Genomic DNA, 26,101 nt, shown 5'->3' with positions numbered 1-26,101 from the left:
AAATAAGATATTTTGAGCTAAAGTCAATAACCGGCGTATTTCCTGCGTTTATTATTAATCAAAAATTTTTTTTGTGCTGTAAAGCTTTCAGGATGCATTTGGTCAAAAAGGCGCTGCCATTCTGCAAATTCTGCTGGTTCGGCTGTTTTAAACCGTTCAGGATTGATCTTTTTCTGTAGGAGGTATTCGTCGAATGTCATACGGGATCGTCTTATGCAGTGAATGCCGTTTACCGGAACTGCCGGCGTCAGGCAACGGTAGGTGTACCGGCCGGTAAAGAAACTAAAAAACTGAATACATGCCGGAAAAGGTACCTGCCGGTAACGGGATTAACTCTACCGGAGTATACAAAAAGAACCGGATTACCGATAAATAAACCGAAGCCGTCAGGATAACTGACAGTAGATCAGATGCTCAGCGGAGATACGCCAAACCGGTTGAAAAAAAGCGCAGAAATATAAGGGCAAAAAAAAACCTGCACGCACTTTATTGCCCGCAGGTTTTCGTCAGACAGCTAAAGGTGTAATGCCTATTGCATTCACTATGACAAAGTTACAGAAATTTTTTGTCAACGAATACAAAGAAATTTATTTTTTCGTAAATTCCCGGTGATAGGCAGCCTTGTAAAGCTCTTCTTCTGGTAAATTCTTAAAGTATTCGTACGTTATTTTAAGCCCTTCGGCCCGTGAAACTTTCGGCTCCCAGCCCAGAATTTCCTTTGCTTTGGTAATGTCAGGCTGGCGTTGCTTCGGATCATCCTTCGGCAGTTCCTTGTAAATCACCTTCTGGTCCGTACCGGTCAGTTTGATGATCTCTTCCGCAAACTGACCGATCGTAATTTCGCTCGGGTTACCAACGTTAACCGGATACGGGTAATCGCTCATTAACAACCGGTAAATTCCTTCAATCAGATCATCAACGTAGCAGAATGACCGTGTCTGTGAACCATCACCGAACACCGTTAAATCTTCGCCGCGCAGGGCCTGACCGATAAAAGCAGGGAGTACCCGGCCGTCGTTCAGCCGCATCCGCGGGCCGTAGGTGTTAAAAATCCGGACGATCCGGGTTTCTACGTTGTGGTACGTGTGATATGCCATGGTCATGGCTTCCTGGAAACGCTTGGCTTCGTCGTATACACCACGCGGGCCAACCGGGTTTACATTGCCCCAGTAGTCTTCGTTCTGCGGGTGTACGGTCGGGTCGCCGTATACTTCCGAGGTCGAAGCGATCAGCACGCGGGCGTTTTTCACCCGTGCCAGGCCCAGACAGTTATGAATACCCAGTGAACCCACTTTCAGGGTCTGAATCGGGATTTTCAGGTAATCAATCGGGCTCGCCGGCGACGCAAAGTGCAGGATATAATCCAATTCACCCGGTACATGTATGAATTTTGAGACATCGTGGTGATAAAACTCAAAATTGGGCAGCTTAAACAGGTGCTCGATATTGCGGATGTCACCCGTGATCAGGTTATCCATCGCAATAACGTGGAAGCCCTCTTTGATAAACCGGTCGCAGAGGTGCGATCCTAGAAAGCCTGCCCCACCGGTGATTAGAATTCGTTTCATAGTATGACGTTCAACTGACTTATTACTGTTGACTTTTTACGGCCTGACGGCCAATGCTATAATAGGTATAGCCCATTTCTTCCATTGTCTCAAGTTCGTAGACGTTGCGGCCGTCGAAAATGACTTTGTTTTTCAGCAACAGGTTCATTTTCTCAAAGTCCGGCGTACGGAACAGCGGCCACTCGGTCATGATGATCAGCGCATCCGCATCGTCGAGGGCAGCATACTGCGTGTGCGCATAATTGATCTGCGTACCCACAATATTACGGACATTGTCCATCGCTTCCGGATCGTAAGCCGTTACTTTGGCGCCTTCGGCCAGCAAAGCCCTGATATTATCAAGGGCCGGTGCCTCGCGGATGTCGTCGGTGTATGGTTTAAAGGCCAGCCCCCAGACCGCAAACGTTTTGCCCTTCAGGTCATCACCGAAATAGTCTTTGATCTGAGGCAGCAGTTTTGTTTTCTGCAGGTTGTTCACCGTCATCACCGACTCCAGTACCTTGAAGTCGTAATCATATTCCTGCGCGGTTTTTGCCAGTGCCTGTACATCTTTCGGGAAGCAGCTACCGCCATACCCGATGCCGGCAAACAGGAAACGCTTGCCGATACGGCTGTCGGTACCGATGCCCCGGCGAATGTCATCAACGTTGGCGCCTACCTTTTCGCACAGGTTGGCAATCTCGTTCATGAACGTGATTTTGGTAGCGAGAAACGCGTTGGCGGCATACTTGGTCATTTCGGCCGAGCGCTCATCCATAAAAATCACCGGATTGCCCTGACGTACCAGCGGGGCATACAGTTTGTTCATCACCGACTTGGCCTTATCCGAACGTGTCCCGATAACGACGCGGTCCGGTTTCATAAAGTCCTCAACCGCAACGCCTTCGCGCAGGAATTCAGGATTGGAAACCACATCGAAGTCAATCTGTGCGCCCTCAGCAATGTGTGCTCGTACCTTTTCGGCGGTACCAACCGGCACGGTGCTTTTATCAACAACAACTACATATTGTGACAGAATCGGACCCAGATCCGATGCTACTTTCAGGATGTATTTCAGATCGGCTGAGCCATCTTCGCCCGGAGGGGTCGGCAGTGCCAGGAAAATTACTTCCGCTCCTTTAATGCCGTCGATAAGGCTCGTCGTAAATTTTAAGCGGCCTTCTTCAACATTGCGATAGAATAAAACGTCAAGTCCAGGCTCATAAATTGGGATAATACCGTTATTTAATTTTTCTACTTTACGTTCGTCAATGTCTACACAGATAACCTGATTGCCCGTTTCTGCAAAGCAAGTGCCTGTTACAAGCCCTACATAACCGGTTCCTACTACAGCAATTTTCATGATTATTTAGTTTAAGATAATTCTGGCGGTTGATAGCAATGACGGCGAATTTGTACTTTTCTGATGAGTACGTTTTGCGCCGCCACAAAAATAGAACATTTGTTTGAAAGCATGTTGGTCTGCTGAATCACCTTTCGATAACAAGCCGTTGGGATCAGGCGTTTATTCGGTATATTTTACGTCACAACACTTCATCTGAAGGCTTAAACTACCACTTTATGGTTACTACACTCGAAGAAAATCAGGCAGGGTTGATCCGGCAGACCGTTCGTGACTTTGCGGACCGGCACATACGTCCATATGTACGGAAATGGGATGAAGAACAACATTTTCCGGTTGAAATCATGCACCAGCTGGGCGAATTGGGCTTGTTAGGGATGCTGGTACCAGAGTTATATGGCGGTGCCGGATTCGGTTATCAGGAATATGTGGCGGCCATTGTGGAGCTGTCGAAAGTGGACGGAGCTATTGGATTGTCAATGGCAGCCCATAACTCGCTTTGCACGAACCATATTTTATTATTCGGTAACGAAGAGCAGAAACAAACTTATTTACCGCGCCTTGCCTCCGGCGAATGGATTGGTGCCTGGGGGCTGACTGAGCCGAATACCGGCTCCGATGCGGGCAATATGCGTACTGTCGCCACGCAGCAGGACGACGGCAGCTGGTTGCTGAATGGTGCCAAAAACTTTATTACGCACGGCAAATCCGGGCATGTAGCGGTAGTGATTGCCCGGACCGGCGAACCGAATACTCCACGCAACGCGACAGCTTTTATTGTGGAACGGAACACTGCCGGATTTGCGGCAGGTAAAAAAGAAGATAAACTAGGCATGCGCGCCTCCGAAACGGCGGAAATGATTTTTCAGGATTGCCGGATTCCGGACGGGCAGCGGCTGGGCGAAGTCGGAGACGGGTTTGTGCAGGCGCTGAAAGTACTGGACGGCGGCCGGATCTCGATTGCGGCCCTGAGCTTAGGCATCGCGCAGGGGGCATACGAGGCGGCGCTGCAATACGCTAAAGAACGGCAGCAGTTCGGGCAGCCGATTGCGTCGTTTCAGGGCATCAGCTTTAAACTCGCCGATATGGCAACGGATATCGATGCCGCCCAACTGCTGATCGAGCGCGCTGCTGACCTTAAAAACGCCGGTCGTCCGGTGACGAAAGAGTCGGCAATGGCCAAGCTCTTTGCATCGGAAGTGGCGGTGCGGGTCGCCAATGATGCGGTGCAGGTTTTCGGCGGATACGGCTACATCAAGGATTTTCCGGTCGAAAAGTTTTACCGCGACGCAAAATTGTGTACCATTGGCGAAGGAACCAGTGAGATCCAGAAACTGGTCATTTCGCGGCAGATACTTAAGTAATGTAAGTAATGAGTGAAAGAGCGAATGAGTGAAAGAGTGACCGCTGACGCGGCTAAAGAGTAAAAGGGGGCAACAGTATAAACAGACTGACAAGCAGTTAATATTTGCACTGTTGCCTGCCTCCAATCCCTGGATGAGCATTGATTCAGGGGCTTTTCCCCCTTTGGAGGGGGGAGGGGGAGGAAAATCAGGATAAACAATAATTAGACCTCGTTGCCGGAGTGTAACATGACAGCCTATGAACCGGTTAATTTACCCATGTCTGCTACTTTGTTTCTCACTTGCCGGCCAGCCGGTGCAGGCGCAGACCGGTGTTCCGGTGCGGGTCAGGCCACCCGACGGTGAACTGGAGCAAAATCCGCGCTATGCCCCGTTACTGAAACGAAACCGGTACCTGGCTCTCGACGTGATCGGGCCCTTCGGTTTTAAGCGATACCGTTTTCATGAGGGCGACGAAATCCGGTTTAAGGCCCGTGGCGAAGTATACCGTGAGACGCTTTATGCCGTCACGGATACGACCTTCAGCATTCTGGTCGACAATGAGGTAATGAACCGGATGGAAACGCTTTCATTCCGGTTTGATGAAATACGCTGGATAAAAATAGACCGTAGCATCCCGTTTGTGTCGGCAGGGGCCGTGATGCTGCCTTTGGCGGGCGGAGTATTTGCCGTGGCCGACTTCGTCAACCCGAAAGCACTTGACGGCCGGTCAGGGCGTTTCCGGTTTGACCCGAGCTCATTAATTCCGGCCGGTGCGCTGGTGGCTGGCGGCGTGCTGTGTTATAAACTGGCCCATGCCCGATTCCGCATCAACAAAAACCACCGCCTGAAAGCCATGTGATTTATTGTTGGCTGTGTTGACCTACATAGTTTTGGGTAAATGCATACGTATAAAAAAACTTTGTGCCGCTTTGGTTCTTACCGCCTTTGTGGTTTAATACAATCAGCTAAGCGTAACCGACAGCGCGGCTTCACCCCCAAGCTCGATCTGATCGCCGTCCTGTAAAGGGTAACCCATGCCCATAATGTCGACGCGGATAACGCTATCGTCGGCGCGGAAAATCTTGGTTTTATTGCCGCTCATGGGCAGACCGCCCTCTTCCGCAAACAGGAAAAAGCCTTTTTTCGTCGGATCAAACGTGATTTTAGCGTGACTTCGGCTCACCGATCCGTTCTCTTTGCCCGCTATCGGGTCAAAGCCAGGGTCACTTTTTTCCAGAAAAACAATGTCATTGCTCCGGATACGGCCACTGGGTAAGGCCGGTTTGAACCCACGCCCGATCAGCAACGTCGTCTGGCCTTCGGGCTGGATAATGTATGCCGCCTGATTAGTCTGTCCCCGCAGCACACTGATAATGGCTTGAGAAGCCGGTCCGGTTGCCGTGTACGTACGGTGTAGCTGAAGCCCCAAATTGCCTTGCCGGAACCGGCAATCGGGCAGGTGATCGTGCACCAGCTGAATGCTGAACGTCCAGATTCGGGGCAGCCGGATGTAGTGATTCGCCAGTTCGCGGTTGAGCTCCTCTTCCTTAAACTTATCCGGAACGGCCGTATACAGCGCGACATTCGCCAGTTCTTCTTCGGCTGCGGTCGGACAGCAGATGTACAGCGTCAATCCCTGGATATCAGCCTGTGCTTCGTCGCGGTAGGGGTGCAGGCTGTTGATAATAAACGCCAGGACCTCTGCCCGTTTCTGCGGAGCCGCCGGCAGGCCATCGGCGGGAGCGGCCTGAAGGGGAGCGGTGGGGCTAGCCGAAGCGGGCTGAACGGGTTCAGGATCAACCAGGCCAAGGAGTTTTTTAAGTCGGGGAATCATGTCGAAAAGGCGTTAAAAGGATCCGAAATAACCAAATTTCTGCAACACCGGAACGATGTAGTCATCGGCCAGTTTCACCGCATTACCCGACGCTTCGCCGAGTTCAATGCGGATACAGACTACTGTGTGTGAGTGCTTATCGGGTGTCGGGGCAAAAAAGACGTACCAGCCGTCGAACCGGTTTTTTCCGTTATACCGTCGTTCCGGCGTTCCCGATTTACCGGCCACGCGGCTACTGCTGATTTTAGGGGAACCACCTGCCGGATTCGACTGGTCGATCATAAACGACGTCAGCTGACCGGCATCAGCGGGCTGATTCAGGAGCGTGGTTCCTTTTTCGAGCGGTATCCGGTTGCCGCTTAGCTTGATGGCGTAGCGGGTCGGTGCCAGCAGGCCACCGTTGGCGATGGCGGCGGCCATGCGGGCCATAGAGGCGGGTGTGGCGGTCAGCTGCCCCTGCCCCCAGGCAAGTCCCGAAAATTCACTGTTGTAGCGGTTGCGCTTCGTGCCCCGCCATTTGGTATAAAACTGCCGGTTCACAGTGAACGAGGAGTCGCGCCAATGCGTCAGGATACGGGCTTGCTGCTGCGGTGTCAGCGACGGCACGAAGGAGTACCCGCCCACATAATCGACATTCATACCGGTAGCCAGATACAGCTTCGCCATGTCGTCGTCGAGTTTTTGCTCATTGGCTAGCCGTATAAAGTACACATTACTCGAACGGACAATGGCTTTCCGCATATCAATCGGTTCGTTATACGGCTCACTCTCGCGGCTCCCTTTCCGGATAATTTCGTAGAATGTAATGTCGGTATAGGTCTCGTCGGCGGCGGCACTACCCAGTTTGTTAAACGCAGCGGCGGCCGTCAGGATTTTGGCTGTCGATCCCGGGGCTGTCGGATATGTCAGCCCCAGGTCGCGGTCGGTGACGGGATAAGGCAGTGTTAGTTTATCCTTTTCGCTGAGCAGGAGTTCGTCGGGAGCGTTCAGGTTCGGCAGCGGATAAACGGCCGAGGCCAGCAAATCGCCCGATGCTGCGTCGAGCACCACAACCGATGTCCGCTTCGAAGCCGCATCTGACCGCCCGATGGCTTGCTGCAAGGCCACCTGTAAACCGGCATCGACACTCAAAGCAACGTCGCGGTTTCTGGCTTTCAGGGCGGCAACCTCCTTACTGTCCAGACCCGCCCGCAACAGCGGGGAAAGGGCGCTGTAGTCGTAGGCCACCAGGGTAACCTGCTGCGTGATCGGCTTGGCAAACCGGTCGGTTTTAAACCGGGTCGTGATAAAGCTGGTTTTTCGCGGGCGGGTGTCAAAGCCCCGTAGCTGGCTGAGGTGGGCTGCTTCGGCAAAATAGCCGTTCTCCTGATTCCAGAACAACCGCGTATTGGCATCGCCTACCCAGAAAAAAAGCTGGTTATCAAACGGATAGTACCGGCGTTGATGCCTGCGGGCTAATTGTGTGATGCCGGTTGGTTCGAGCCCTGCCTGCCGCAAAACATCAACATTGCTCAGTAGCTGATTCGGAGAACTGGTGGCCAGTACCCGCTTCCGGCGGTCGTAAATCGTGCCCGCGGCCAGTTCCTGCGTCAGAATGTCGATGCGTGGGTTGTAGCTGTAAACCGGTAGTCCGTTCCGGCTCATGACACGGGCCGGTTTCACGACCAGCTCAGCCGGTGCCCACAACTGCACATAACCCAGTTTACCAATCAGCAGCAGCAACCCTGCCAGAAACCCGAGAATACCGGTCAGCAACACCGGATCGTAGAACGACTGGACGTATTCCTGTTGTACGGTTTTACCCGGCCGGTGAGCCATGCCGGCCACCACGCCAAAGGCCGTCAGGTTCAGGATCAGGGATATTTTCCCGTAACTCAGAAACGGCACCGCAATGCCGGTTAAGGGCAGCAACCCGAGACTGCCACCGGCAATCAGTAAAAACTGGATGCCATTGGCAATGCCGATACCGGCACAGAGGTAGAAACTAAACGGCTGCCCGGCAGTACGGGCGTGCAGAAAGGTGCGGTGGAACAGCAGACCGAATACGATAAACACGGCAGCAAGCCCCAGCCAGCCGGTATCCTCGCCGAAACTGGCCAGAATCATGTCAGTGTGCGCCGCCGGCATGGTGTGTGCCAGGCCCTTGCCGAGTCCTTGTCCCGAAAAACCACCCGACGATAACGACCAGATGGCATGTGCCAGGTGGTCGCCGCCATACACGTCGTTGTCCCACGGACTCAGCCACATGGCCTCGCGGTCGGCCAGCCGGCTGCCGACGCCCGGCAACTCACTGCCGAACACAAATGCCGCCATGATCAGCAGCAATAAAACCGGAGATTCGGTGACGAGCATCAGCCAGCCCTTACCCGTCGCTGACCGGACCGATCGGGTCATGACCAGGATGAGGATAACCAGCGTAAAGGATAGTAGTGTGGCATGCAGGGCGGGCAGTAGCCACAATGTAAACCCATACAGGGTACCAGCACCCAGCACATAGGCCAGATTCCCGCGCGCAATGCTGTAGAAAACGAGAAACGTCAGGCAGATGACGAGGGCGGGACCCATGTCGCCAAGTAACAGGTAGAGTACCAGAATGGCGAGGGTACCGCCAAAGACACCCAGGCTGATGCGGGCCCGCCAGCGTATATCGGACAGGTCGCGGATACGAGGGGCGTTGGCGGCAAAAAAACCAGCCAGAAACAGGAGAAACAGGTATTTGGTCAGTTCGCTGGGCTGAAAGCTGAAAAGCCCCAGATTCAGATTCACCCGAACACCACTGCCCTCAGGGCCGCTGCCGAACAACAGCGTCAGCAGCGCCAGTGCAATGGCAACGATCAGCCAGGTCCAGCCAGTCAGGTTGTAGACGCTGCGCTTCCGGTAATTTACCAGCGCATCGAACGACCAGTGGCTGTACAGTTTACCGATGGGCAGCTGGGAAACGATGGTCAGTCCGAGCAGACCGATGACGATACCAACCGCGTTCTGGCCCGCATGCATGGTATCCTGCACCGGATCCTGAATGCTGAATAAGGTCAGCAGGGAAACGCCGGTCAGAACCATCAGCAAGGGCAGGAGCAGCGGGTCGGTGGCATAGCGGCGGTACGTCCAGAAACCGTATACGAGCCAGAACGAGAGAAAAAACAAGGCTACATACCCCCAATAGGCCATGGTGAAATCGGCTGGATTTCTGACAATAAAGGTTTTATGTTCCTTAATCTGATCGTAAACCAGCGGGCCGATTAACCGGATCGTATGCGGGCGGGCAACGAAAGATGCCTCAACGTCGCCGTCCACCGAAGCAGTACCCTGCCGGTTGCCAAACTCAAAACCTGGCTTGAGCGGTACCGCGCTATAACCGGAGTCGGCAGCAAGGCCCGAAAACGTAAACCGGCCGTCGTTGCCGGTGCGGGCATAAAACCGCTGGTAGGGCTGATCGGGCTGGCTGGTATGCTTCTGCAACTGCACCAGCACCCCGGCCATCGGAGCATGGCTTGTGCCGTCGGTCACCTTGCCGGAAAACGTCTCATCTCCCTGACCGATGCTCACTTCCGACGGGTATGACTTCGGATTAGTCAGTTCGCGCCGGTACAGCAGCGAGTCGAAGCCCATGCGTTGCCGTGAAGTGCGGACCCGGTTATAAAAATCGGTCCCGCCAATGGCTGGCTGCCAGGCTTTCGGCACCCGGATCGCGAACGCCTGTTTGTTAAGGGCTCCCAGATTCGATAACCGGTTCGTCAGCTTTGGTGCCAGCGAGTCGGCGACGAGGTCAATGTCACGGTCGTCGGTAAAATAGCTGCCGGTGGTCAGGACCTGCCGGATGTCCTGCGCGCCGGTACCGGGCCGGAGCCAGACCGCCTCTCCGGCGCTCAGCGTCTGCCGCGTTTTATCCAGTGCCGGTGTCAGCTGATGATACAGCTGGTAAAACGGGAACAGTAAAAAGACAGTGGCCGCGAGCAGCCAGTACGGAACAGGCGCTTTGGGTGTCGTTTGCGCGGGTTGATTCATGTATGTTGTATTCAGGAGAATACCGGTTATTGAGTGTGGTATTCCCGGACATTATAGCCTAGCCGGCGAAGGGCTTTGATGGAAAATGCGTTGCCTTGTTTGGCCGATGACTGATAGAGCCGGACGGCCTGGTCGACGTTTTTATCGACGCCATAGCCATTCTCGTACATCCAGCCCATGTTGTACTGGCCGAATGCATTGCCGTGATCAGCTGCGCGGCGGTACCACTGAACAGCGTCGGAATTGCTCTGCGTAACCCCGTACCCAAAGTAATATAAGTCACCCAGCCCGTTTTCGGCGGACGTATTACCTTGTTCGGCGGCTTTGGTATACCAGTCGAAGGCCTGTTTGTAATCCTGTTCGATGCCTTCGCCGTTGTAATACTGCGCCCCGAGGTTGTACTGCCCGAACGGGTTGCCCTGTTCGGCCGATTTGCGGTACCAGTTAGTGGCTTCGGTCTGGTCTTCACCCACACCTTTACCCTGGTCATACAGCAGACCAACCCAGTTCTGGGCTTCGGAATTGCCGTCGTCAGCGGCTTGTTTATACACCCTGAATGCTTCGGTGAAGTTATTCTGCGCATAATACTGGCTTCCCTGATCGAGTAACTCCTGTACCGGGTTTGCCGGTGAATCACTGGTTTCAGTCTGAGCGGTATCCGGTGTAATCTCACCAATTGTTTCTACGGTGGTGTCGGCCGGCATAATGGATGCTGTATCCTGACCGGTCTTTGACACCTCGTGCGGTTCGCGGCGGCTGTGGTAATACCAGATAAACCCGATCATAACCACGACCAGCACCAGGGCAATCAGGATCGCTGAATCGCCGGATCGCTTTTTGGTTGGTGCCGGTTGACTGGCAGGTTCCGGATCGGTACGCCTGACATTTGCAGGCGGTAGATAGGGCGGCTGCGTTGATGGCGGCACTGCCTTTACGGGCTCATACCGCTGCGTTTCGGCGGCGCGGGCCGGTTCTGCACGCGGGGCGGATGACGGTGCAGGAAGCGTTGCTTTGACGGATTCATTCGTCACGGTAGCAACGACCGGAGGTACTACCGGCGGGACGGGGATAACCGGGGCCGGCGCCGGAAGCACAGGCGGGAGTTGCGGCTCGTCATCCAGTTCCAGATCGGCCCGTTTCAGTTTTCGTTTCAGCTCGCCAACGGCTTTCAGCCGGTCAGCCGGTTGTTTACGCAGCAAATCATCCACCACCTGCCGGAGACTGACCGGATAGGCATCGGGCAGGGCGGCAGGCGTCTCCGTTTCGATGCGTTTGCTGAGAAGACCAATGCCGTAATCGCCCAGCTCAAACGGCACCTGACCCGTCAGGCATTCGTACAGTACAACGCCCAGTGAGTAAAAGTCAGTGGCTTCGGTCACCGACGACGGATCGTGGAATTGTTCCGGCGACGCATATTCGTACGTCATCGCCGAATGACCGGTTACCGTGTTCGGTTGTTCGCGGAAGCGGGCAATGCCGAAATCTGTCAGCAGGAAATGCAGCTCACCGCTCTGCAATTGCCGGAACATAATGTTATCGGGCTTGATGTCGCGGTGAACAATACCGGCTTCGTGGATGGCTTTCAGGGCTTCGGCCATTTGCAGACCAAGGCGTATGGTTGTCGCCGCATCCAGCCGCGTGTGTGCTTTCAGCAACGACCGGACATCTCCGCCTTCGATCAGCTCCATGACGATATACGGCAGATCCGCATCGAAATGGACTTCCCTGATTTTGACCACGTTGGGGTGGGCCAGCGTCGTCATGATATCTGATTCCCGCTGAAACCGGCGCAGGGTCCCTGCGTCCGTATTGAAGGCAAAATGTTTAATGGCAACCAGTTCGCCGGTTTGCCGGTGACGTGCTTTGAGAACCCGGGCATTTGAGCGGCCCAGCTCCCCCAGAATCTCGTAGTCGGGAAAATGCTGGTTAGCGTTGGTCGTGCGCATGGGTTACTTACGGATGTTTTTTTTAGGTGTAATCGGTTTAACCGACAGCTGAATTTCTTCGTTCATCGTGGAGTCGGTTGCCGCAGCCAGTGCCGCAACCCGCGTCTGTACATGATGGAAAGATACGTTATTTAGTGTGATTTTAGCGTTTTCGCCCGCCTGAATTGCCGTCTGGAACTCACTGATCCGGATGCCGTTCAGTTTCAGCAGCCCGTTGGCCGCTACCGAAAAGGCAGGAAAACGACTGGTTGAATCAGCGGGCAGAATCACCAGTGGATTGCCGGTCACCACCAGATCGAGGGTGTCGGCAACCGCAATCGGGCGGCTGAGCCGAAGCGTGTCCGGCAGCGAATCGGTCGACATGACGAGCCGGTGTTGCCGGGCCGAGGTCAGCAGCGTATCCAGAAACGTAGGCTGAGCCACCGCCATGGCCTGTTCAGGGATTGAGAGCTCAGCGGGCGACGTCGGCCGGTCGGGCCGTGTGGTCATCCAGACATACGCCGCAATACCCAGGACTGCCAGTAGGGCAAGGCCGATCCACAGGCCCGAAGTGCGCTTTGGCTTCTGTGGCTGACGAAGCGGTTCGTCCGAATAGGCTGCCGTCGGTTCGGACGGTCTGACCGGAGCGGGAATCGCCGGAGCCGGTTTGGGATATGTGCCGGTCTGTTTCCGGTCGGCCGGACGTGGTGTAGCCACTGCCTGGCCCGTATGCTGTGCCAGCACAACCGTGATATTGTCTTTACCGCCTTGTTGATTAGCCAGGTCAATCAGCTGCTGTACCTGCGCCTGAAGGCTGGCTTTCTGGTTGAGCACGGCCGTCATCTGGGCTTTTGTGAGCATATCCGATAAGCCGTCAGAGCAAAGTAGCAGCACATCGCCCGGCTGAAAATCCGTATCGAAGGCATCAAAAAAGTCAGGGTCATCAATCTGGTGATGGGCCGATCCGACGTCGCGCAGGATTTCGTTGCGGCGGGGATGATTCATGGCCTCGGCTTCGCTGAGTTCGCCGGCATCTTCCCGAACGCCGACCAGTGAGTGGTCATTGGTCAGTTTATCGAAGCCGCCGTTCCGGAAGCGGTACAGCCGCGTATCGCCCACATGCACCACATAAAGCCGGTTGCGGCCGGCATCGGCTACGGCGGCGGTAAGCACACACGACATCTGTGCGAACCGCAGGTCCTGCCGCCGTGCCTCCAGAATCTGATTGTTGGCATGTACAACCGCCTCGCGCAGCATACTCAGGATGTCGCCCTTGGGTTCGGCCATGTAGGCTTCCAGATAGGTACGGGCGATGGCGGCTGCCTGGTCGCCGCCGGCATAACCACCGACACCGTCGATGACGGCCAGCAGGGCGAGGTCTTGCGAAGGCCATTTCGGGGAGTCGAGCGGCTGGCAGATAAACGTATCCTGATTGTCTTGCCGGCGCTGCCCGACGTCGGTCTGACCGTATATAGCTACTGAATTCATGCCGGAATGTCTGCGGGAATGTCAAAAGGTGGCTGATGAACTATCAGCGATAGGAACGAAAAAGCGGCCACGATCTGTATAAAAAGTGATAGTACGGGAGGTCATTCTCCGTCGAAATGAAGCGTAATGAACCCATTAAGCAGGATCTGGGCCTGATTTGGCAGCTCCAGCCATTGCGGATCGGTCAGGTCGCTGCGGGGAATAACCCGTTCGTTGACGCGGGTTTCGTTGCGGCTGAATGAAGCAATCTGAAACTGATGGGCGCTTTCATTATACCGGATTCGGGCATGTGGATTCGAGACGTACAGCGAGTCGATCAGCAGGTAATTGCCGTAGCTCATGTTTTCGGGCTCTTTCCGTGCAATCACAATTTCCCGTACCTGCATGGTAAACTGTTCGTCGGTGTCCTGTTCGGGCAGGTGGTAGCTGATCCGCGCCAGACCGGCCTGTTTACTTTTGGGCTGGCTGTCACCGCCAGTCGGCAGGTCGGCGCTGAACCGGACAGAAAACGAGCCCGTTTCGTTAAAGTCGATATTCCGGAGGGTTTCCAGGTTGATGTCCATCCGGTCGAATACGTTTGTGCGCTTAGGCTTTGCCGTCGCTTTGGTGGTTTGCTGGTAACTACCTTCCCGGAGGCCTGTGAGGGTGCCGATGACCAGAATGTCATTCGGCTCAATTGTTTCGTTGCTGAACGAGACGCCGGGGCCGAACTTAAACTGCCAGTTCACCGAAACCGGCGATACCTCCCCGTACTGGTCTTTGAGGTCATTCAGCCGTTTGTAAAAGGCTTTTACCGTTTCTTTTACCACCACCGGCAGCGACGATAACCGGGCATTGTAGGTATCGGGATGCAGGATAATGAGGTAATGCATGTTAAACAGCAGACTGGAACCCACCGACTCCTGCTGCACCGAGGCGTTGAAACAGGCAAGCAGTTCGTTCATCAGCCGCGTATTGGTGACGTCGGGGGCGGGAGCTGCCGTATCGACAGGTAAAAGAGCTTTTTTCAGACGGTCCAGAAATGTCATTGATCAATCAGTTGTAAGGAATGAGAGGGCGATAGATGGTTTAATACTTACCACATAGGCACATAGAAAACAAGGAAATACTACAGCGAAAAACGCACTTTTCGCGGTGATATTTTATAAAATCATCCAGTTTCCGGGCGGATGCCGTATTTTTGCGGTGCTTAGGCCCTTGCCGGGGGCGGGGCTTACCACTAAATGCTCTTTGTTTTGAACGCTGTACACTTACTTCCTCCCGATGGTCCGGTACGGGCCACGATTCCATTAGCCTCTTCGAAAAGCGAAAGCAACCGTGCGCTGATTCTTGACGCGCTGACGGGCTTTCAGTGTGACTTACATAACCTGTCGACAGCCCGCGATACGCAGACGATGATCCGGTTGCTGAAATCGGACGATGCGGTGGCCGATGTACTGGATGCCGGTACGACCATGCGCTTCCTGACCGCCTATTTCGCCGTAACGGGCCAGCAGAAGACCCTGACCGGTACGCCGCGGATGTGCGAGCGGCCGATCGGTATTCTGGTCGACGCGCTCCGGACGCTGGGTGCTGATATTGAGTACGTACGGAATGAAGGCTATCCGCCGCTGAAAATCAACGGTTTTTCGGCCTCAGGAACGAACCGTGTCAGCATTCGGGGGGATGTCAGCAGCCAGTATATTTCGGCCCTGATCATGATTGCCCCGTCATTGCCCGACGGATTAACGCTGACGTTAACGGGAGACATCGGCTCGCGGCCGTATATCGAAATGACCATGGCCCAGATGCGGGTCTTTGGTGCCGACGTGACGGCCGACTGGGAGGCAAAAACCATTACCGTTGCGCCGGGCGCTTACCAGCCGTGCACGTATGCCGTTGAATCGGACTGGTCGGGAGCGAGCTACTGGTACAGCGTGGTGGCCCTGGCTGAGCAAGGTTCCGTAATCGAACTGCTGGGCCTGAAAGAAAAGTCGTTGCAGGGTGACAGCGCGATTGTCGACATCATGCGGCCGCTCGGCGTTGAAAGCAGTTTCTCCGACCGTGGTGTATTATTGACGCAACAGCCGGCAGAAACGGCCTTGGCGTGGGATTTTACAAACTGCCCGGATCTGGCGCAGACCGTTGCTGCCTGCTGCGGTGCGCTGAAAGCCGACCTGACGCTGACCGGTATCGAAAGCCTCAAAATCAAGGAAACCGACCGGGTCGCCGCCCTTCAGGCCGAGTTACAGAAAATAGGTGCCGAACTGGTCGAAGTGGAGACCAATACGCGCTACGTGGTCCGGCAGCTGGCAACGGCTCCGGCAGGAACCCCAACGATTGAAACGTACGACGACCATCGGATGGCTATGGCATTTGCGCCGGTTGCCATGCGTCAGGCCGTCGTAATTGAGGAGCCGGGTGTTGTTGCTAAGTCGTATCCGTCGTTCTGGGAAGACTTTGCGCGGGTAGCGACCGTTGAAGAAGTAGTCGCCTGAGGCTACATAAACGAGCTCATCGACGCCTCGTTGGCCAGGTCTTCGGCGTGCTCTTTGCCCAGATAGCCGTCGATGGCATAGTGAGCCGCATACAGCAGCGGCGTCAGCAGAATGGCGGTCGTGAACTTGTAGATGTAGTTGATGATGCCCACGGCCAGTACCTGCGCCAGCGACCAGTTGCCGAAAACGTAAAAGGCGATGCCGAGGACCACAAAACTGTCGACCAGCTGCGAAACCAGCGTTGACCCCGTGGCCCGAAGCCAGATTTTACGGCTGCCCGTGATTTTGCGCAGGTACTGAAACACCGACGCATCGAGCAGCTGACCGATCAGAAACGCGGTTAATGACCCGATAATAATACCAAGGCCCTGCCGGAAAATCATCCCGAACGCATTATCGATGTTGATGGGGTTGCCGGCAGGGTCTTTTGCGTTTACGTCCAGCCAGAACTGGGCCGGCGGCAGTTTCGTGACGGCATAAATGATCAGGAAACTGTAGCCGATAAAACCGGCGGTCAGGTACGAAATGCGTTTGACACCGGCCTTGCCGAAATACTCGTTGATGATGTCGGAGGTGATGAACACAAACGGCCAGATAACGGCCCCGGCGGTCAGGTTGAAGTCGAGCACGAAATCGCCGAAGAGGTGCAGTTGCGCGGGAGCGGTGCCCAGCAGCGTTTCGCCCGAGAAAATTTTAACGCCGATGATCTCGGCAACCAGCGCATTGGTCAGAAAGATCGCGCTGAGGGTGATAAACAGGTTTGTTCGTTTGTTCGTAAATGAGTAGGCCATGGAGAAACAGCATCCAGTGATTCAGGTTCCAAGATAACAGTTGTTTGCTACAACCAATTCACTTAACCCAAAATCTCAATGGCTACACCACATAGACACATAGGACACACAGGAAATTAATACTCTTTGTTTTCTATGTGGCTATGTGGTGAAAACCATTTTATAACTTTCCGCTGCCGGCCTTACACCAGTTTCCGGTGGGTTTCGAGGAAAACCTCGATCCGGTCGAGGGCAACAGTCAGCTCATCGACGGTAGGCAGGCAGACAATCCGGAAGTGATCCGGCGTTTTGTAATTAAACCCTTGCCCGGCCACGACCAGTACCTTCTGCTCAGATAACAGGTCATAGACAAACTGATTGTCGTCGGCGAAGGTAAACTGCGACAGGTCAATTTTCGGGAACACATAGAGCGAACCTTTCGGCTTGACGCACGAAATGCCCGGAATGGCGACCATCCGCTCATACGTCAGCATGAGCTGTTTGTATAACCGGCCGGTCGGCATAATCAGGTCATTGATACTTTGATACCCGCCGAGCGCGGTTTGAATGGCGTACTGCGTCGGTACGTTTGCACACAACCGCATACTCGCCAGCAGCGTCAGCCCTTCGATATAGGATTTTGCCTTGTGTTTAGCCCCGCTCAGGATCAGCCAGCCGCCCCGGAAACCGGCAGCGCGGTAGTTTTTGGAAAGTCCGCCCATGGTGATGCACAGCGTTTCGTGCACCATTTTCGAAATCGGGTAGTGAATTGCGCCGTTATACAGGATCTTGTCGTAGATCTCGTCGGAGAAGACGATAATTTTATGCTTCTCGGCGATGCGGGCAATGCCTTCGAGGATGGCTTTATCGTAGACAGCCCCCGTCGGGTTGTTGGGGTTGATGACAACGATGGCCCGCGTCCGGTTGGTAATTTTGCTTTCGATATCGGCAAGGTCGGGGTTCCAGTCCGCTTCTTCGTCGCAGACGTAATGGACGGGTTTGCCCCCGCACAGGGCCACCGATGTTGTCCAGAGCGGATAATCCGGCGACGGCACGAGTACTTCGTCGCCCTCGTTGATGAGGGCCTGCATAGAGAGGATAATGAGCTCACTAACCCCGTTGCCGATAAATATGTCGTTGATGGTGATGTTGGGGATGCCCAGATTCTGGGTGTAGTGCATCACCGCCTTCCGGGCAGCAAAAAGCCCCCGCGAATCGGAGTAACCCTGCGCATTGCGGATGTTCAGAATGATGTCGTGGACGATCTCATCAGGCGCATCAAAACCAAATGGCGCAGGATTACCGATATTCAGATTTATGATTTTGTAGCCCTGACTTTCGAGTTCCAGCGAACGCTCATAGACAGGGCCACGAATGTCGTATTTCAGATTGTTTAGCCGTTGGCTTTTCAGTATTTCGTTCATGGTACCCTTGCGATATGAGTCGCAAAGCTACAAAACAAGGGGCTTCCAAAATCCTTATGCCGGAAAATAATCTAAAATTTGGTATAAATCGGGGTGTAAAAAGACTATTTTCCTTCTGAGTCAATATAATTCAGGATGTCGTTAATGTCCTGATCACTGAACTGCGGGAAAGCACTCATGGCAATTTTGCCGTATTTGTTGTAAACGCCGACGGCATAGGCATCGCCGCTGGCGACAACGGCCTGTGAGTTTTTGATCCATTTCGTCAGCCATGCATCGCCCGGCGTGCGCTGGCGAACCCCTTTCAGGCCCGGCCCCACTACTACTTCATCAGTAACGGCATGGCACTGGGCGCAGTTGTTGGAGAACAGCGTTTTCCCATGCTCCTGTTCGGCGGTCAGCGCGACGGCTTTAGGCGCAGCGGCGGGCGCTCCGCTACCACCGGCCGGTGCCGAAGCGGTGGCCGTGCCACTGTCGGCCGGCCACAAAAAGAACAGGGCAAAGGTCATGACGAGTAATAACAGGACGAGGGTCCCGAGTCCGAGGAGGGCGGCTGTCAGCGCCCGGACGTAGTCTTTCGATAGCATATGGATGTTGGTTAATTCCGCCGCAAAAAAGCGCATCGCCACCAGGTTTGCAATGATTATGATCAGAATATGGATATCTTGTAGAGATGTACAACGGAATGATATTCCGTTGTAAGGAGGGGTGATCTTTGTAATACCTGTGCCAATGCAATACGGGAGCCAATACCGCCGCCATTTCTGTCAGCCCTGTCGTGACAACGCCCTATAGCGTCACGATAGCCACCACTTATTTCGGCTTCCAGTGCCCTGGTTTGTGCCGGTCAGACGATTTTACTGACGGCCACCGCCTCGCCGTCTGCCGGGGCAACCTATACGTGGTCAGGGCCCCAACTGGATGGAGCGGAGAGCTACTAATTCAGGTAATGTGGTGCCTCATGTAGGAGGTACATCACTTAGTAATAAAGGGTTAAAGGGTTACCTGCCTGACCCGTTTGAAGTATCAAATAAATTCGTTGGAGGATGCAAACGTTAAATATTTTTAAAAAATACTTCGAAGAAGTATTTGCCCCTATTTCTATGCAAAGATTAATTGAAGAAGAGAAACGACTTGGTTTTCAATTGCCTGAACTTTGCCGCAGTTTTTTACTTGATCAAAATGGCGGTATTTTAAAATTTGATAGAAATGCTTTTACCGTTGAAATAAATGAACACCAATACTCAGACTGTTTACAGGAAATTAGTGGAATTAATCAAATTGTCGGATCATATTTTGGCGCTATTGAGTTTCAAGAAGACATAAATTATCCCAATTTTTTCCATAATGAAATGCTTTGCCTTGGATCTACAACTACAGGTGGAGGAATATATATAGGTTACAATAGTAAAAATTGTGGGAAAATTTATTGGATAAACTATGTCAGCTATGATTTTATAGAAGAAAAATATAGTATTTTTCCTGTAAAAATAGCTGATAATTTAATAATTTTTTTAGAATCACTAACATCTTTAGATGCAATAAATTTCGATTAAGATAGTACCGATATTTCTCGTCCCCGTTCTCGCTCGCATATTGCGATGGATCAATATCAGGAAGGGTCTCTGCTCTGGCCCGGGAGTTGGCTTGTTACAAAGCAACCTAATGCTCGGGCTGTTCGTCTTTACCGCATCCTGTAGTAAAAAAACAGAGGACGTCACGCCCGCCGAAACTACCTGCACCCCTGCTGAATTCACCCACTCGCTGGATGGCAAGGCAAAAGGGTCGGTTAAGCTGACCACTGCTGCCGGCCTCATTACTGGTATTACCTATACCGACGCTTTCAACAACTGGAAAGCGGCTATCCGCAATGAAAACGGGCTGCTCGTGGCCATGGATGGTCTCGACGATACCGGCAAGGTAGACGAAAAAGACGCCATTACCTTTCAGTACGATGGCCAGAAACGGCTCACCACGTTTGCAGTGTATTATACTTACGATGGAGTCAGGGAGGCCATTAAGAAAATTACGCTGAGCTACACCGCAAGCGGGCATGTGGCCAAAATCACCGATCAGAGTTTCGGCTCGTCGGATGAGATCACGCCTACCTTCGATGCTAACGGCGACTTAACTAAAATCACCATTCCGGACGGCAAAACGACGGCGGTCTTTCTGGAATCGGCCTACGAGACCACGCAGCCCAATCCAGTCGGGGGGCTTCCGGTGGGTCTGCGGCTGCTGATCAATTATTTCGGCAGCTATGCCTACTACAACACCGAAACCAATTACGACCTGCTGCTGAGTAAACACCGGCTCAAAAGCCGCACCTACCCGATGTTTGATGCCACGGAGAGCTTTACCTACCCTAACGGCAACGCCGCCTTCAGCACCGTCATCAAGGAATCGGGGAGGCAGATCGCGGCCAATACCTTCACCGTCAACACCGTCTGTAAATAGCGTCCGGAGTTGTCGTCATCGCTCGCCTATTGTGACACTCTGTAGGGAACGCCATTAAGGCTGTGCACCCTCCGGTTGGTTGGGCAACCACGTGGGGTTGCCCCTACGGGTACGGGTATATGGTTTACGGGGTTATCGCTGCGCATGTCACGTTCAACAATGACTATTTATACGCCAATCAGTTATCTCCGTACTGCCGGATAATGGCCAGAATGGCAGCACCGAGCTGTTTGGTTTTGCCCATGCCCTTAATTTTCAGTAATTCAGCGGGTGATCCGGGCCGGACGCGCACCAGTTCAAGGATCGTTTTCTGCGGCAAAACCATGTAGCCGGTTGTGTTGTGTTCGCCGGCGAGGTCGTCGCGCCACTTTTTCAGTACTCCGCAGAGTCCTTTGCCAATGGTGTCGTCTTTGCGGTTTTTTGTTCCCTCATCCGATGAAGCCTTTAACCGTAAAGTTTTAGGTTTGTAAATAGCCCAACCTCCCGAAAGTTTTAAATTTTCGGGAGGTTGGGCTATTTGAAATCCGGGGAGTTTCTTTAACCCTCTGCTACTTTTTTTCGGTCGCTACGACCGTATGGTGCGAGGCGGCAAACATCCACCTGCCGTTTTGTTTTTGGAGGGTATAAGTAAAAGCCACGAGATAACCACCAAAGGAATGAATGCCACTGGCCACAATCAAATTTCCTTCTTTAAAAAACTTGAGATTCGACACGTCACTGGTGAGACTCTTTCGCCCCTCGTTATTTTTTACTACAGATTCCCGGTTTGAAAAAAGTCCCTTAGAATCCGTAAATCTAAAATCAGTTGAAAGGCGACTGTCGAAAAAACGGTGAGGATCAGCGTTGTATTCGGAGATAAATAATTGAAGTACTTTTTCGGGGTCGTCTGTATTGTCTTTTTGGGCAAAACTGACCGAGCAAACACTCAACAATAGTAATGAGCAAAGGGCGATTTTGAAGGGTAAGGTTTTCATTGGAGCATTAAAGTTTAGTAAATGACTGAGGCAAAGATCAGGGATTCACCTAAACTCTAATCTCCCCAAAATTGGTAGTTTTTAAACCAGCTTTTGCTCAATGGCTTTCACCACGGCTTCGGGTGCTGAGTTGACGTGGAGTTTTTCGTAAATGTGTTTTATGTGGTAATGTACCGTATGAAAACTAAGCGAACAGGCATCCGCTATCATCTTGTAGCTCAGGCCTTTTACCATACACGCCAGTACCTCACGCTCCCTGCCCGTCAGTTCTACATAGGTGGGCTGAGCCTGCACAAACTGGCTCTGAAACATCTGCATCACTTTGAGGGCAATGGCAGGCGACATGTGCGCTCCGCCTTTGTAAACGTCTTGTATGGCCTGAAGCACTTCATCCGGGTCAGGGCTTTTGAGTACGTACCCTGAAGCTCCGCCACAAACAGCCGAAAAAATACGATGATCGTCTTCGAAAATTGTGTGAATCAGTACTTTAGTGTCCGGATAGGCGGTTTTTATGCGTTGCAGAGCTTCAATGCCTGATAGCCCCGGCATTTGAATATCCATCAGCACGACGTCGGGGCGATGTTTGCGGATTCTGGCCACGGCTTCGTTAGCATCTTCGAAAGCTCCTGCCAGATAAATTCCTTCGGTATTGTTAAAATAAAGCGTCAGGCTTTTTCGTAACACTTTGTTGTCTTCAAAAATGACTAGACTGATCATGGGGCAGGTGAGTGGGGGCTAAATGTAAAAGTATAATGGTTAGTTCGGTACCTGTGTTTCCCGCAGAATTAACGTTCACCTCAAATCCACCCTCCTTCGCCCGTTTTTGAAAATTTTTCAGCCCGTTTCCATCGGTGATTGTGGCAGGATCAAAGCCTTTTCCATCATCCGAGATACGAATGCGAAACTCCGTGTTTTGTTGGTAAATCCGTACCTGCGCGTGGGTAGCTTCGCTGTGTTTGGCGATGTTGTGCATGGCTTCTTTATAGACCAGATACAGGTTACGCCGTTGTTCCATCGAAAAGGCAGGAAGTTGACTGACAGGGACTTCATTCTCAAAAACAAAGATGATGTCATGGGGAATAAGCAGTTTAAACCCCACGGCTTTCATTTTTTCGATGAGCTTTTCGGGGGCGTCGTTGTCGGGGTTCAAGGCCCAGATGGTATCTCTGATGGTATGAATAGCCTCTTCCGAATCGTTTTTCATTTGGCCCAATACGGCTTTAAGCTCAGGCTGCTGGTTGTCCATTTTCTTCTGAACAACTTTGGCTGAGGTGGCAATTCCCGTGAGGGTAGCGCCCACTTCGTCGTGCAGGTCGCGGGCGATTTCGTCGCGGATTTGCAGGAGTTTATGCTGCTGATGGAGGTTTTCCTGTAATTGAATGATGAGTTGTTTCTGGGTTTTCGCTTGTTCCTTGCGTTCCCGACTGGTTCGGTCGGCCAGAATAAACCCTAATAAGATGATTTCGATGACGGAACCATAAAAATAAATATTGTTGAAGGGGTAATGCGGCAGCCATGAAATATCAAAAAGTGCCAGAATGGCGACAATCATAGAAATCAAACCAATACCAAATGCCAATGAATACCATCTAACCCGTTGAAAATCTTTGAGTGTAACATAAATAACTCCTACCAATAGGAAGAATAAAGTAGAAGCCAAATAGCCTACATACTCAATTCGTAACGCATGAGTCCAGATACGCATCAAGGGGTAGGGGTGTCCAAGCAAGGCCGTGATGCAGAAATAGGTGTGACCGATAAAATCAATCGCAATCCAACGAATAATGAGATTGTAAAGTCCCTTTGAGAACTGTTTGAGCCGAATGAACTTCATTAAAAAAATTGCCCAAACACACATAAGGGCAAAATGTATTGGATAATAAGGACGAAAAAGAGCGTACCATGAATCCTGACCAAAAAATTCGATTAAGTAGCCACTACGGTCTAAAAACCAGTGTGTATTGGTAAAAAGAAAAAACGCATACCAACCAATGAGGGGATCCCGAAGGCGGACAAAAAAGACAATAGCGAATAAGAAGACTAAAAGGTAGATACCCACCAATACACCATGCCACAGCGCTGTTTGCTTTTGGTAATGAATGATATAGCCCATATCAGCCAATTGTAGATAATCATTATAAAAGTCGGCAATGGAAAGTTCGGCCGCCAAATGCACCGTGCGTGGGTGCCTGCCTAACGTAGAAAAGGCTTGCACCATAGGAGCAATTCGTTCGTCAAGTGGAGTAGTCGATGGTAGTTTTTGAACGGTTAGCTGCCCTTTTTCATCCACTACATATACGTCCAGACGGGTAAATCTCCACTGGGTTGAAAGCAACATTAACTCCCGTTCAGTCTGGTTATTGACCTGAAACCGCAGCCACATGGTTCCTGACCTCATACCGAATTGCAAAGCCCCTTGTCGATTTACAGGTTTGAACGAATCTAGTGGATAACGTGCTACTTGTTCATAACTTAGTTTATGGCTAAGGTCCTCCAAATAATAGGCAAACGGTGCAACGGTTCGTACCCGCTGCTCCTTACTGATGGTCAGCACAGGCTGAGCCACAAGGGGTAACGAGAGAACGAAAAGTAACAAAGCTATTAGTCTCATAGGTGTTGGCTTGGTATACTGATTTCTACGACGACTCCACTTTTCGACGAAACGTTCACCTCAAATCCACCCTCCTTCGCCCGTTTTTGAAAATTTTTCAGCCCGTTTCCATCGGTAATTGTGGCAGGATCAAAGCCTTTGCCATCATCCGAGATGCGAATGCGGAACTCCCTGTTTTGTTGGTAAATCCGTACCTGTGTGTGGGTGGCTTCGCTATGTTTGGCGATGTTGTGCAGGGCTTCCTTATAGACCAGATACAGGTTGCGCCGCTGTTCCATCGAAAAGGCAGGGAGTTGACTGACAGGTACTTCATTCTCAAAAACAAAGATGATGTCATGGGGGATAAGCAGTTTAAACCCTACGGCTTTCATTTTTTCAATGAGTTTTTCGGGGGCGTCATTGTCGGGGTTCAAGGCCCAGATAGTGTCCCTGATGGTATGAATGGCCTCTTCCGAATCGTTTTTCATTTGGCCCAATACGGCTTTAAGCTCAGGCTGCTGGTTGTCCATTTTCTTCTGAACAACTTTGGCTGAGGTGGCAATTCCCGTGAGGGTAGCGCCCACTTCGTCGTGCAGGTCGCGGGCGATTTCGTCGCGGATTTGCAGGAGTTTATGCTGCTGATGGAGGTTTTCCTGTAATTGAATGATGAGTTGTTTCTGGGTTTTCGCTTGTTCCTTGCGTTCCCGACTGGTTCGGTCGGCCAGAATAAAGCCCAGCATGATGATTTCAATCAATGTACCGGGAACAAAGAAATTATTGTAAGGAAGGTAGGGGAGCCACGAAATAGTATAGAGCGAGAACATGCTGATAATCATGGCGATTAAGCTGATACTGAATGCAATGGCATACACCCAGACTTGCTTCAGGTTTTTGATGGCCACATAAATCAGACTCACCAACAAAAGAAACAACACGAGCAAAATAAACCCGCCCCAGTCAACTTTGAGCCACAGGAGTAGCCGAAAAAGCGGGGAAACGAAGCTTGGCTCCACTAATTGAACAAGTTGGGTAATGGCTGAATTAGCATAAAACAGCCCGTTTAAGCCTAAAATCGCCCAATACAAGCTTTTGGAATAAGCACGAAGGTTGAGAAAATAAACGTGGAAAAGCGACCAGCAAAGCTGATAAGCAAAAGCCGTATTGAAGTACTTGTTGATGGAGAAAAAACTGTAATAATCAACGTAGAAGAAAAGAATACTCAGCATCAGCAAGGCGTACCAGCCAATCAGAGAGTCTCGCAGGCGAATGGCAAAAATAAAGGCATAGATAAAGACAAGCACATAAATACCCATTGCAAAACTTTGCCAGACGGTATTGAATCGCTGGTAGGAGAGTGCTTGTTCCAAATTACCAGTGTGAATAAAATCGCCGTGGGCATTTCCCGTTACGATAGAAAGATAAACAGTAGAAGGATGACTACCGATTGGAAAAACGGGAGGCTTTGTCTGTACTTGTTGATAGAAAGCAGGCATTGATTCACCCGCCTGATACGCCCGTTTTTGCCCGTTTTCGTCTATAATAATAACGTCCATCCGACGAAACCCCCGGTAGCTATGAATGAGGTAGAGGTCTTCCTTTGTCTTATTTTTTACCGCAAACCGCAGCCAGATTTTCTCGTAGAAATAACCAAATTGAACAATTTCCTGTTGGTTTAATCGCTGGAAAGAATCCAACGGAAATCGGGCAACCTGATCATACGTCAGCTTGTGTGTAGCATCCCTGTAGACATACACATAGGGCGCAACGGCATTAGGGGCAGCGGCATTCGTAATGGTCAGCACAGGCTGTGCTGCGAGTGAGAAGGGGAGCAGTAAAAGCAGGATACACAGACGCATGGAAAAGTTAGTTGACATCCTGAAGGTAAGTTGCAAATCTATAGC

21 protein-coding genes are annotated in these 26,101 nt (G+C 52.0%); 5 read left to right on the top strand and 16 right to left on the bottom strand.

From position 1 onward, the window contains the following. Positions 1-23: 23 nt before the first annotated feature. From AC23NW_RS10315 to AC23NW_RS10305, 3 genes are all read right to left on the bottom strand, one after another. Entirely contained in the window at positions 24-200 is a 177-nt protein-coding gene (locus AC23NW_RS10315; protein WP_293835376.1) for a hypothetical protein, read from the bottom strand. A gap of 387 nt (positions 201-587) precedes the next feature. Further along, positions 588-1,568, bottom strand: coding sequence for a UDP-glucuronic acid decarboxylase family protein (locus tag AC23NW_RS10310; RefSeq protein WP_293835378.1), 981 nt, complete (start codon positions 1,566-1,568; stop codon positions 588-590). 22 nt (positions 1,569-1,590) lie between these two features. Then, positions 1,591-2,910: a UDP-glucose dehydrogenase family protein gene (locus AC23NW_RS10305; RefSeq protein ID WP_293835381.1), complete on the bottom strand. Its 1,320-nt coding sequence runs from the start codon at positions 2,908-2,910 to the stop codon at positions 1,591-1,593. A gap of 218 nt (positions 2,911-3,128) precedes the next feature. Between AC23NW_RS10305 and AC23NW_RS10300 the strand changes: the two genes are divergently transcribed. After that, positions 3,129-4,274 carry an acyl-CoA dehydrogenase family protein gene (locus AC23NW_RS10300; RefSeq protein ID WP_487449297.1) on the top strand — a complete coding sequence of 382 codons (1,146 nt, stop codon included), beginning with the start codon at positions 3,129-3,131 and terminating at the stop codon, positions 4,272-4,274. A gap of 238 nt (positions 4,275-4,512) precedes the next feature. Further along, on the top strand, positions 4,513-5,115 hold the full coding sequence (locus AC23NW_RS10295) for a hypothetical protein (RefSeq protein WP_293835385.1): 603 nt from the start codon (positions 4,513-4,515) through the stop codon (positions 5,113-5,115). Positions 5,116-5,217: 102 nt separating this feature from the next. On the opposite strand, the gene AC23NW_RS10290 is transcribed toward AC23NW_RS10295, so the two are convergent. From AC23NW_RS10290 to AC23NW_RS10270, 5 genes are all read right to left on the bottom strand, one after another. Beyond that, complete coding sequence (locus AC23NW_RS10290) at positions 5,218-6,090, bottom strand: FHA domain-containing protein (protein WP_487449295.1); 873 nt, start codon at positions 6,088-6,090, stop codon at positions 5,218-5,220. A 12-nt stretch (positions 6,091-6,102) separates the two neighbouring features. Next, positions 6,103-10,095: an FtsW/RodA/SpoVE family cell cycle protein gene (locus tag AC23NW_RS10285; RefSeq protein WP_487449294.1), complete on the bottom strand. Its 3,993-nt coding sequence runs from the start codon at positions 10,093-10,095 to the stop codon at positions 6,103-6,105. A gap of 26 nt (positions 10,096-10,121) precedes the next feature. Beyond that, positions 10,122-11,996 (bottom strand): protein kinase domain-containing protein, encoded by a 1,875-nt coding sequence (locus AC23NW_RS10280; protein WP_487449649.1) that lies wholly within the window; start codon positions 11,994-11,996, stop codon positions 10,122-10,124. A 48-nt stretch (positions 11,997-12,044) separates the two neighbouring features. Beyond that, positions 12,045-13,508, bottom strand: a complete 1,464-nt coding sequence (locus tag AC23NW_RS10275; RefSeq protein WP_487449293.1) for a PP2C family protein-serine/threonine phosphatase — start codon at positions 13,506-13,508, stop codon at positions 12,045-12,047. Positions 13,509-13,609: 101 nt separating this feature from the next. Beyond that, positions 13,610-14,536 (bottom strand): FHA domain-containing protein, encoded by a 927-nt coding sequence (locus AC23NW_RS10270; RefSeq protein ID WP_487449291.1) that lies wholly within the window; start codon positions 14,534-14,536, stop codon positions 13,610-13,612. A gap of 207 nt (positions 14,537-14,743) precedes the next feature. Between AC23NW_RS10270 and AC23NW_RS10265 the strand changes: the two genes are divergently transcribed. Then, positions 14,744-15,985, top strand: a complete 1,242-nt coding sequence (locus tag AC23NW_RS10265; protein ID WP_487449290.1) for a 3-phosphoshikimate 1-carboxyvinyltransferase — start codon at positions 14,744-14,746, stop codon at positions 15,983-15,985. A gap of 2 nt (positions 15,986-15,987) precedes the next feature. Here the strand turns inward: AC23NW_RS10265 and AC23NW_RS10260 are convergent, their stop codons facing one another. The 3 genes from AC23NW_RS10260 to AC23NW_RS10250 all read right to left on the bottom strand — a co-directional run bounded on the left by AC23NW_RS10260 (position 15,988) and on the right by AC23NW_RS10250 (position 18,766). Then, entirely contained in the window at positions 15,988-16,776 is a 789-nt protein-coding gene (locus AC23NW_RS10260; RefSeq protein WP_071501475.1) for a queuosine precursor transporter, read from the bottom strand. A 182-nt stretch (positions 16,777-16,958) separates the two neighbouring features. Next, complete coding sequence (locus AC23NW_RS10255) at positions 16,959-18,179, bottom strand: pyridoxal phosphate-dependent aminotransferase (RefSeq protein ID WP_487449288.1); 1,221 nt, start codon at positions 18,177-18,179, stop codon at positions 16,959-16,961. 104 nt (positions 18,180-18,283) lie between these two features. Next, the gene (locus tag AC23NW_RS10250; RefSeq protein ID WP_487449287.1) at positions 18,284-18,766 is read right to left on the bottom strand and encodes a c-type cytochrome; all 483 of its coding nucleotides are present in this window, start codon (positions 18,764-18,766) and stop codon (positions 18,284-18,286) included. Positions 18,767-19,225: 459 nt separating this feature from the next. On the opposite strand from AC23NW_RS10250, the gene AC23NW_RS10245 reads away from it, so the two are divergent. Further along, positions 19,226-19,735, top strand: a complete 510-nt coding sequence (locus AC23NW_RS10245; protein ID WP_487449285.1) for an SMI1/KNR4 family protein — start codon at positions 19,226-19,228, stop codon at positions 19,733-19,735. A gap of 109 nt (positions 19,736-19,844) precedes the next feature. Then, positions 19,845-20,636 (top strand): hypothetical protein, encoded by a 792-nt coding sequence (locus AC23NW_RS10240; RefSeq protein WP_487449283.1) that lies wholly within the window; start codon positions 19,845-19,847, stop codon positions 20,634-20,636. A gap of 178 nt (positions 20,637-20,814) precedes the next feature. Here AC23NW_RS10240 and AC23NW_RS10235 read toward each other — a convergent pair whose 3' ends face one another. The 5 genes from AC23NW_RS10235 to AC23NW_RS10215 all read right to left on the bottom strand — a co-directional run bounded on the left by AC23NW_RS10235 (position 20,815) and on the right by AC23NW_RS10215 (position 26,074). Then, a complete protein-coding gene (locus AC23NW_RS10235; RefSeq protein WP_487449647.1) occupies positions 20,815-21,012 on the bottom strand; it encodes an HRDC domain-containing protein in 198 nt (65 codons plus the stop codon). A 172-nt stretch (positions 21,013-21,184) separates the two neighbouring features. After that, on the bottom strand, positions 21,185-21,610 hold the full coding sequence (locus AC23NW_RS10230) for a nuclear transport factor 2 family protein (RefSeq protein WP_487449281.1): 426 nt from the start codon (positions 21,608-21,610) through the stop codon (positions 21,185-21,187). An 81-nt stretch (positions 21,611-21,691) separates the two neighbouring features. Then, positions 21,692-22,327, bottom strand: coding sequence for a response regulator transcription factor (locus tag AC23NW_RS10225; RefSeq protein WP_487449280.1), 636 nt, complete (start codon positions 22,325-22,327; stop codon positions 21,692-21,694). After that, a complete protein-coding gene (locus AC23NW_RS10220; protein WP_487449278.1) occupies positions 22,305-24,176 on the bottom strand; it encodes a sensor histidine kinase in 1,872 nt (623 codons plus the stop codon). The genes AC23NW_RS10225 and AC23NW_RS10220 overlap by 23 nt, the downstream gene beginning before the upstream one ends. A 41-nt stretch (positions 24,177-24,217) precedes the next feature. After that, entirely contained in the window at positions 24,218-26,074 is a 1,857-nt protein-coding gene (locus tag AC23NW_RS10215) for a sensor histidine kinase (RefSeq protein WP_487449276.1), read from the bottom strand. Positions 26,075-26,101: the final 27 nt, after the last annotated feature.

The sequence above is a fragment of the Arsenicibacter sp. R0_47 genome (assembly GCF_057652235.1).
The sequence above is the reverse complement of the archived record's forward strand: the minus strand, read 5'-3'. Positions and strand labels throughout refer to the sequence as shown.